Raw genomic sequence first — 9285 nt, 5'->3', positions numbered from 1 at the left:
GAGATTGAGAGAGCGGCGCGTAACCTGTGGGAGCGGGTTTACCCGCGATTACTGTCGTGAATTCACCATAGCAATCGCGGGTAAACCCGCTCCCACAGGGTCCGCGCACTTAGGGATGCCTCAGAACACCGCCGACAACACAAACGACGTCAAGGTGTTCTCCACCCCCGGCATCCCCGCGATCTCCTTCCACACCCCGTGCACCCGCTCCGGGGTCGCTGCATTGACCCGCAGCATCAGGTCGAACTCGCCACTGAGCACCTCGCACTGCACCACTTCGGGAATCCCCCGCAGCGTCGCCAGCACATCGTCCCCGCGCATGCGGTCATGCCGGTAGACGAAGATCACCGCGCTGATCAGCGACGACGGCCGCCGCGAGTCACCCAGCCGCACTGTATAGCCCTGTATCGCGCCATCGCGCTCCAGACGCTCGATGCGCTGGCGCACCGCATTGCGCGACAGATTGACCTTGGCCCCCAGCTCGGCGTGGGCGATCCGTGCATTGGCCGTCAGCTCGGCGAGGATGCGTTCGTCCAGCGGATCGAGAATGCGCTTCATGGCGACACCGCACGCAACGCCCGGCACAAGCCGTCGAGATCATCCCGGGCCAGTGCGGGCAAGTCGTCATCCACGGCAGGCGCCACCGCCAGCTCGTCGTCCCAGACGCCCAGTTCACGCAGCAACAGCGCGGACTTCTCCGGCGCGATCTGCCCCAGGGTGACCATCGGCGCCCCCAGGCTGCGCCGGTGCAGACGCCCGGCAAGGGCGCCGACCGCCGTGTGCGGGTCGACCACCGCGCCGGTCTCCGCCTTCAGCCGCAGCACCTCGCGGCGCACCTCGGCCTCGTCCACCGCATAGGAGTCGAACAGCACTCGTGCCTGCAGCCACTGCGGGTTGCCGATGCTCAGCTCGCCGCTGGCCTCGAACTGCGCCATCAGCGCCTTCACGCACTCGCCGTCGCGGCCGTACAGCTCCCAGATAAAGCGCTCCAGGTTGGAATAGAGCGAGAAATCCATGGCCGGCGCCAGGGTGCGCTGGCTGGCATGAGGCGCATAACGGTTGCGATGCAGGAAGCGGTGCAAGGCATCGTTGCTGTTGGTGGAAACGATCACCTGGTTGATCGGCAGGCCCATCTTCTGCGCGACGAAGCCGGCGTAGATCTCGGCGAAGCTCGCCGCCGGCACGCTGAAGCCCACCGGGCGCGTACCACCGCCCAGCTGCAGGGCGGCGTGGAAGTAGAAGACGATCTGCGCGAGTACCCCAACCCAGTTGCTGGAGTTGAAGCACACCGGGATCACCCCTTCCAGGGGCCAGGCGCGGAACAGCCGGGCGACTAGCGTCTGGCAGTCATCGAAGCTGCCCTCCAGGGGAAACAGTTGCACCCTTCGCGGGTCTGCCGCCCGCAGCACAGCCAGGCGATCCGCCGGCACGCCGTCGCGGGGATAGAGCACCGCCAGGCGCACGTTCGGGCAACCGGCAAAGGCCTCGATCGCCGCCACGCCGGTATCGCCGTTGGTAGCGCCGACCACCAGTGCCTCGCCGCCCGATTCGTCCAGGAAATGCCGCACCAGCCGCGCCTGCAACTGCGCGGCGAAGTCCTTCGAGGTGCGGGTCGGACCGTGGAACAGCTGCAGGATCCACTCGTTGTGGCCGATCTGCTGCAACGGCGTGATGGCCCGATGTGTGAAGTCCTTGTAGCTGTCGCTGAGCAGTCGGCGCAGGGTCTGTTCGTCCAGGGCGCCGCCGACGAAGGGCGAGACGACCCGCCACACCAGTTCGTCGAACGGCAGCCACGACCAGCTGGCGATGGCTTCCGGACTGATCGACGGCAAGTGGGCCGGGACATATAGTCCGCCGTCGCTGGCCGGGCCAGACAGCACGACATCGCGGAAATCCACGGGGCCCGCGCCGTTGCGGGTGCTCAGGTATTGCATGGGGAAACTCCAGAACGGATTACACCGGCCGGCGCGCCTGGGCCACCAGCCAGTCGGAAAACAGCGCGGCATCCGGCGACAAGGGCCGCCCCTGCTCGCGCACCAGGTAGAACGATTCGCTGGCCTCGATACGCTGGCTGAACGGTGCCACCAGTTGCCCGCTGGCCAGCAGGTCCTCGACCACCGAGGAACGCGCCAGGGCCACGCCCTGCCCCAGCTCGGCCATGCGCAGGGTCGAGATCAGGGTGTCGAACTGCAGGCCGCGGGAGTAGTCGACATTGTCCGCGCCGACCCGCTCCAGCCAGTAGCCCCAGCCTTCCTCGTAGCCGAGCACGTGCAGCAGCGGGTGATGGCGCAGGTCGCGGGGCTCGCGCAGCGGCGAGCGGGCCAGCAGCGCCGGCGCGCACACCGGCAGCAGCACGTCCCAGGTCAGGCGCCAGGCATACAGGCCACTCCATTGGCCATTGCCCCAGCGCACTTCCAGGTCGTCCTCGCCGTCCGGCTCCTTGACCCACAGGTTGCTGATGTAGCGGATGTCGATGTGCGGGTGCTCGCGGCAGAAGTCCGCCAGGCGCGGTGCCAGCCAGTACTGCAGGAACGACAGGCTGCCGCGCACCTTCACCGGCCGGCGCTTGTGCTGGCCGAAGATCTCGTTGGTGCCCACCGCCAGGCGGCTGATGGCGTCCTGCACCACCGGCAGGTACGACTGGCCTTCCTCGGTCAGCGCCAGCCCCCGGGGCAGGCGCTTGAACAGCGCCACGCCGAGGTGGCTTTCCAGCTGGCGGATCTGCTGGCTGACGGCGCCCTGGGTCAGGTGCAGTTCGTCCGCCGCATGGGTGAAGTTCAAGGCGCGTGCCGACACCTCGAACGAGCGCAGCCAGTTCAGCGGCGGCAGGGACTTCTGTTTCATCGGCACGACCTCGGGTACAGGGGGATCCGCCCATCATGGACCGGAACCCTCAGGCCGCGCCAATCCCGGGTGCCATGGCCGCCAGGCGCTGGGCGCGCTGCTTGCGGGTGACCCAGTAGACGAAGTAGCACCAGGCAATGAACGGCAGGCCGAAGTACAGGGCCACGCGCTGCTCGGGATCGAAGGCGATGCCGACGCAGGCCAGCACGCAGCAGGCGATCGCACCCAGTGGCACCCAAGGGTAGCCACGCACGCGGAAGTGCAGGTCCTCGACCCGTCCGCCATTGGCCACGTAGTGCCGGCGGAAGGCGATCTGGCTGGCGGCGATGCTCATCCACACCACCACCACGGCCAGCCCGGAGATCGACACCAGGGCCAGGTACACCGTGTCCGGCGCCACCACGCTGCTGAACAGGGAGGCGACGGCGCCGGCCATGCTCAGGATGATCGCGTTGACCGGCGTGCCGCGCCGGGACAGGCGGGCGAAGCAGCGCGGCATATGGCCTTGGTCGCTGAGGGTCCAGAGCATCCGCGACGCCGCGTACAACCCCGAGTTGGCCGCCGAGAGCAGCGCGGTGAGGATCACGAAGTTCATGATGTCCGCCGAGTACGGGATGCCGATCAGGTCGAAGGCCATGACGAACGGGCTTTCCACCAGGCCGGCCTGCTCCCGCGGCAACAGGGTGGCGAGGACGAAGATGGTGCCGACGAAGAACAGCGCCAGGCGTATCACCGTGGTACGGATGGCCTTGGGCACGCTGTCCTGCGGGTCTTTCGCCTCGCCCGCGGCGATACCGATCAGTTCGGTGCCGGAGAAGGCGAAGGACACCGCCAGCAAGGTCATGGCGATCGGCAGCAGGCCGGTGGGGAACAGGCCTTCGCGGGTGAAGTTGGACAGGCCGATGCCCTGCACGTGCCGGACGTCGAACAGCCCGCAGATGGCCCCGCCGCCGATGACGATGAAGGCGATCACGGTCAGCACCTTGATCAGCGACAGCCAGAACTCGGTCTCGGCGAACAGCCGTACCGAGACCACGTTGCTGGTGAACACGGTGATGGCGAACAGCGCGCTCCAGATCCACACCGGCGTGTCGGGGAACCAGCGCACCATGAGGATGCCCGCCGCTGTGAATTCCGAGCCGATGGCCACCGCCCAGGTCAGCCAGTACAGCCAGGCCACGGTGTAGCCGGTGCCGGGGCCGAGGTAACGGGTGGCGTAGCTGCTGAAGGAGCCGGTTTCCGGCATCTGCACCGCCAGTTCGCCGAGGCAGACCATCACCAGGTAGACCATCACCGCGCCGACCATGTAGGCGATCACCGCCCCCAGCGGCCCGGCCTGGTTGACCGTGTAGCCCGAGGTGAGGAACAGGCCGGTGCCGATCACGCCGCCAAGGGCGAGCATGACGATGTGCCGGGTGTGCATTTCTTTCTTGTAGCCCGCCGGGGTATCCGGCGTTTGCGGGGAAGGTTGGCTGGACATGTCTGGGTTCTCATGAAGGGATTGGCAACGGGCAGTGGAAAAGCGGTGTGCCAAGGATTGTTCTTGTTGTGGTTTTCATGACGGGGCCGCCCGGCAGCCGGGCGCGGCCACCCTCAGGCCGGCACTTCCCGGTGCCGTGCGCTGCTTGCATCAGTCCCTTGATGACTCACCGTGGCGAACGCCTGGCGCAGGTCGGCCAGCAGGTCGGCGGTGTCTTCGATACCCACCGAGATCCGCACCAGGCCTTCGGAAATCCCCAGGGCCTGGCGTTCTTCCAGGGTGTTTTCCACGTGGCTGGTGGTCCGTGCCGGCCCGTAGATGGTTTCCACCGCGCCGAGGTTGCCGGCGCGGTGGGCGTAGCGCAGCAGCGGCAGCAGCTTGACCACCGTGTCCATGCCGCCGCGCAGGACGAAGCTGACGATGGCGCCGAAGCCGCGCATCTGCGAACGAGCGATGCTGTGCCCGGGATGCTCCGGCAGTCCGGGGTAGTTGACCGACTCCACCAGCGGCTCGTCGCGCAGGTACTCGGCGATGGCCTGGGCGCTGGCCTGCTGCTGGCGCAAGCGCAGGGCCAGGGTCTTGATCCCGCGGATGATCAGGTAGGCGGAAAACGGGTCGAGGGAGGCGCCGTTGATCTCCCGGTAATGACGCACCTGGGCCATCAGCGCTTCCGCGCCGCAGACCACGCCGCCGAGGACGTCGCCGTGGCCGGAAAGGAACTTGGTGGCGCTGTGCACCACCACGTCGACGCCCAGGGCCAGCGGGTTCTGGTTGAGCGGCGTGGCGAAGGTGTTGTCTGCCACCACCAGCGCACCAACCCGCTTTGCCGCAGCCAGCAGGCGGCGGATATCGAGGATCTTCAGGGTCGGGTTGCTCGGTGTTTCCAGATAGACCAGATCGCAGCCACGGGCGATTTCCCGCTCGATGGCTGCGCAGTCGAGGGTGTCGCACAGGGTCACGTCCACGCCCTGGCGCGGCAGGAATTCCTCGAAGATCTTGTTGGTGCCGCCGTAGCTGTCGCGGGTCGAGACCACGCGCTTGCCCTGGCAGAGGAAGGTGTGCAGGACACCGCTGATCGCCGCCATGCCGGTGCTGAAGGCCACTGCCGACTCGGCCTGCTCCAGTTCCCGCAGCTTGTCTTCCAGTACCGCGACGGTGGGGTTGCTCATGCGGCTGTAGATGAAGCCCGGCTGATTGCCCAGGGCCACGTCGTACCAGCCGTCGATATCGCGGTAGCCGTAGGCGGCGCTGGCGACGATGGGCATCTGGGTAGCGTTGTAGGGGTGCTCCACCTGTTCGCCGCCCCATACCACGCGGGTGCCGATCCCGGCGTTCTTGTCGTTGTTCATCGTTGTCTCTCGCATCGTGTTTCGACGGGTCTGCGAGGACTATAGGGAGGGCGGGAAACCTTGAAAAACGATGGAATCCGGGCCTGAGGGCCGGCTTTTTTAATGGCTTGGGACGCCAGGCCCCTTCAGTCGCCTTGTGCGTCGACCGCGCTGCGCGCGTGCTGCAGCAGATTGACCAGGTGCAGGCGCATCGCGGCCCGGGCGCCATCGGCGTCCTTGCGGGTGATCGAGACGAGGACCTGCTCCCGCTCATGCTGCCAGCGTGCCCGCTGCGCCGCGCCGAGCTGCGGCAACGCGCGCTGGGCATCGCCCATCAAGGTGCTGCCGAGGTGGCTCATGGCATCGATGAAAAAGCTGTTGCCGGTGCACTGGGCGATCAACAGGTTGAAGGCGAAATCCCGGCCGGCCGCGGTTTCGAGCGGACCAGGGGTCGCGGCGTCCGCCAGCGCGGCGCCCATGGCCGCCAGTTGCGCCGGGGTGGCGCGCTGCGCTGCAATCGCTGCGGCCTCGACCTCCAGGCTCAGGCGCAATTCGATCAGCGCCACGGCATCGCAGGCCGTGCCTTTTTCCGGCGCGCTGTCCTGGTCATCACCCGCACGCACCGTATCGACCACGAAGGTGCCGATGCCACGCCGGGTTTCCACCAGGCCTTCCGCCTGCAAGCGCGACAACGCCTCGCGGACCGTGGTGCGACTGACGCCATGGGCCTCGGTCAGCACCTGCTCGGTGGGCAGCTTGCTGCCCGCCGGCCATTCGCCGGAGACGATTTTCTGCGACAGCTCAAGCACCAGTCGCTGGGCCAGGCTCGGGCGTCGGTCGGGGGAAGCACGCTGCATGCAGGATGACCTTTGGAACGCAAAAGATGATGGCAGTATACCGGCAGCCTCAAGGCAAAACGCACTATAATGCCGGCCAAATCGAACAAGAGCGTGCCCATGCCGGACCTCATCGCCCTCGCCTCAAACAAGCCCCGCCGCCTCGCCGAAGCCCTGGTCGAACGCTTCGCCCAGCGCATGCGCGCGGGTGAACTGCAACGCGGCGAGAAGCTGCCCACCGAAGCCAGCATCATGGCCGCCGAAGGGGTCAGTCGCGCAGTGGTGCGCGAGGCGCTGTCGCGGATGCAGGCCGCCGGGCTGGTGGAGACCCGCCACGGCGTCGGCACCTTCGTACTCGACATGCCGGCCCCGGAAGGGTTCAACGTCGGTCCGCCGACCATCGGCCTGCTCAGCGATGTCCTCGACCTGCTGGAGTTTCGCCTGAGCCTGGAAGTCCAGGCCGCCGGCATGGCCGCCGAACGCGCGACCCCGCAGGCCCTCGAGGAACTGGAGCAGGCCTTGAACGCCTTGATGCAGGGCCCGGAAAAGTCCGGCAGCACCACCAATGCCGACTTCCAGTTCCACCTGAAGATCGCCAAGGCGTCCGGCAACGGCTACCTGATCGACATCATGAAGAACCTCGGCACCAAGATGATTCCCCGCACCCGGATGAACTCCGCCTATACCGGGCAAAGCAACCGCAGCACCTACCTGGCGGGGATCAACGTCGAGCACCAGCAGATCTTCGATGCCATCGCCAGCCGCCAGGTGGACGCTGCGCGGGCGGCGATGTTCCTGCACCTGAACAACAGCCGCATGCGCCTGCGCGAGGCGCAGAAGGTCCAGGCGTTCTACGGCGAGTGAGACGACTCAGGGCGCCGGGTCCACCTCGCTGAAGGCCAGGCCCTGGCTGTTGCTCACCTGCCAGGGATTGGCAGTCGTCCCACTGAAGCGCACCGCGTCGAAACGCGAGTCGCGCAGGCCATCGACCTTGGCCTTGGCCTCGCCACTGAAACGCACGCGCTCGAACACCAGGCCCTGGTGCCAGGCGTCGTGCTGGCTGTCGCCCTTGACCTCGATCGCCGCCATCCCGGCGTTTTCCACGCTCACGTCGCTGACCCGGATATCGCGGAACTGCCCGGCGATGGTCGAGCGCTCGTAGTCGAGCTTGGCGTTCGGGTCGTTGTAGTCAAGGGTGAAGATGAACGCCTGCTTGACCGTGCTGCGGATCGCCGAGTCGCGGAACACCACGTTGCGCGCGCCGCCGCCCATGAAGTTGGTGCTCTTCATGCGCAGGCCGGCGTCGGTGCCGTCCGAGACGTTGTCCTCGGCGAGGATGTTCTCGATCCAGGCGCCGGTGTGGCTGCCGGCGACGACCATGCCATGGCCCTTGCGGAAGTAATTGTTGAAGATCCACGCGCCGTCCTGGGGCTTCTGCTTCACCGCCCCGGCACCGGTGCCGGCGGCGAAGTTGACGCAGTCGTCACCGGTGTCGAAGAAGTTGTTGAAGACCATGGCGTTGCGGCTGTTGGCGAACTCGATGCCATCGCCGTTGTTGGCGTCGTAGGTCTTGTGGGTGGTGTTGGCCAGCACCACGTTCTCCGTCTCCAGGTTCATGATCCCGTGGTAGGCCGGGTTGAGCACGGTGAAACCGCCGTAGAAGACATTCTTCACGTCACGCAGGGTGATCAGCGACGAGCGCATCTGCCCGTAGGCGTCCTTGACATTCATGCCCTCGGCCACCGCACGCTCGACCTGGGCCTTGGCCAGCACGCCGTCGTGCATGTAGCGAGTGTTGTCGCTGGGCAGGTAGAACGGCAGCGGCTGGCCGCGCTCGTCGAGCACGTCGGCGTTGCGTTTCCAGCCGTTGCCGTCGATGGTGCCCTGGCCGACGATGCGGATGTTCTCGAAGGACTGGTGCGCGCGCGGGTCACGGGGCAAGGCGTTGATCAGCGAGGCCGGGCGCACGGTGGTCGAGTACGGGTACTGGATGTAGCCGTCGCGCGGATAGTCCTCGGCGCGCTCGGAACCGAGCAGGGTCGCGCCCTTGGCGATCTCCAGGGTCATGTTGCTCTTCAGGTACAGCGCGCCGCTCTTGTAGGTGCCGGCGGGCAGCAGCACCTTGCAGCCCGGGGTGCAGGCATCGATGGCGCGCTGGATCGCGGCGGTGTCCAGGGTGCTGCCGTCGCCCTTGGCGCCGTAGCGTTTCACATCGAACAGCGGCGCAACGGCCGTGGTGCGCTGCACGACCACCGGGCTGTCGGCCGACTCCTTGCCGTCGCGGTCCACCGAGCGCACGGTGAAGCGGTACTCGGTGTCCGGCTGGAGGCCCTGGGCAGTGAAGCTGTGCAGGGCGATGCGGTGGTGGAAGTTGCGCGTGTCCTGCTGGTAGAAGCGGTCGATGTAGGGCTTGGCCGGCGAGACCAGGTCGTGGTTGGCGTTGCTGCCACCGAGCAACTTGCCGTTGGCGTAGACGTGGTAGTCGACGATCGCCGCGTGGTCGGCGGGCTTTTCCCAGACCAGGATGATCTGCCGGTCGTCGTAGGCCAGGGTCGGGATGCGGGGTTCGAGCGGGGCTTCGAGGGCCCAGAGCGGCAAGCTGCAGGTCAGGGCCAGGGTGGCGATAAGGGGGCGTGCAAACGGCATAGTTGTTGTCTTCCTTGTTGTACAGGCCGTGAGGCGGTTCGTGGCCCCGTGGGAGCGGGTTTACCCGCGATGGCGTCGGTGAATTCACTATCGCAATCGCGGGTGAACCCGCTCCCACAGGGTCCACGCTTCACTTGACCAAGATGTGTAG

8 protein-coding genes are annotated in these 9285 nt (G+C 66.8%); 1 reads left to right on the top strand and 7 read right to left on the bottom strand.

The window, feature by feature from the left end; translation table 11 throughout:
• Positions 1 to 120 precede the first annotated feature (120 nt).
• The 6 genes from V0R59_RS20810 to V0R59_RS20785 all read right to left on the bottom strand — a co-directional run bounded on the left by V0R59_RS20810 (position 121) and on the right by V0R59_RS20785 (position 6509).
• Positions 121 to 558 (bottom strand): Lrp/AsnC family transcriptional regulator, encoded by a 438-nt coding sequence (locus V0R59_RS20810; protein ID WP_330076323.1) that lies wholly within the window; start codon positions 556 to 558, stop codon positions 121 to 123.
• Positions 555 to 1934 carry a threonine synthase gene (gene thrC, locus V0R59_RS20805; protein WP_330076322.1) on the bottom strand — a complete coding sequence of 460 codons (1380 nt, stop codon included), beginning with the start codon at positions 1932 to 1934 and terminating at the stop codon, positions 555 to 557. Before thrC ends, V0R59_RS20810 begins: the two co-directional genes overlap by 4 nt.
• 19 nt (positions 1935 to 1953) lie before the next feature.
• Complete coding sequence (locus V0R59_RS20800) at positions 1954 to 2844, bottom strand: LysR substrate-binding domain-containing protein (RefSeq protein WP_330076321.1); 891 nt, start codon at positions 2842 to 2844, stop codon at positions 1954 to 1956.
• A gap of 49 nt (positions 2845 to 2893) precedes the next feature.
• Positions 2894 to 4324, bottom strand: a complete 1431-nt coding sequence (locus V0R59_RS20795) for an amino acid permease (RefSeq protein ID WP_330076320.1) — start codon at positions 4322 to 4324, stop codon at positions 2894 to 2896.
• Between the two features lie 113 nt (positions 4325 to 4437).
• Positions 4438 to 5673, bottom strand: coding sequence for a cystathionine gamma-synthase family protein (locus V0R59_RS20790; protein WP_330076319.1), 1236 nt, complete (start codon positions 5671 to 5673; stop codon positions 4438 to 4440).
• Positions 5674 to 5798: 125 nt separating this feature from the next.
• Positions 5799 to 6509, bottom strand: a complete 711-nt coding sequence (locus V0R59_RS20785) for a FadR/GntR family transcriptional regulator (RefSeq protein WP_330076318.1) — start codon at positions 6507 to 6509, stop codon at positions 5799 to 5801.
• 99 nt (positions 6510 to 6608) lie between these two features.
• On the opposite strand from V0R59_RS20785, the gene V0R59_RS20780 reads away from it, so the two are divergent.
• Complete coding sequence (locus tag V0R59_RS20780; RefSeq protein WP_330076317.1) at positions 6609 to 7352, top strand: FadR/GntR family transcriptional regulator; 744 nt, start codon at positions 6609 to 6611, stop codon at positions 7350 to 7352.
• A 6-nt stretch (positions 7353 to 7358) separates the two neighbouring features.
• On the opposite strand, the gene V0R59_RS20775 is transcribed toward V0R59_RS20780, so the two are convergent.
• Positions 7359 to 9134, bottom strand: a complete 1776-nt coding sequence (locus V0R59_RS20775) for a glycoside hydrolase family 28 protein (RefSeq protein ID WP_330076316.1) — start codon at positions 9132 to 9134, stop codon at positions 7359 to 7361.
• Between the last annotated feature and the right edge of the window lie 151 nt (positions 9135 to 9285).

This window comes from Pseudomonas ulcerans (genome assembly GCF_036324125.1).
Classification (GTDB): domain Bacteria; phylum Pseudomonadota; class Gammaproteobacteria; order Pseudomonadales; family Pseudomonadaceae; genus Aquipseudomonas; species Aquipseudomonas ulcerans.
This window is presented reverse-complemented; position numbering and strand designations above follow the sequence as displayed.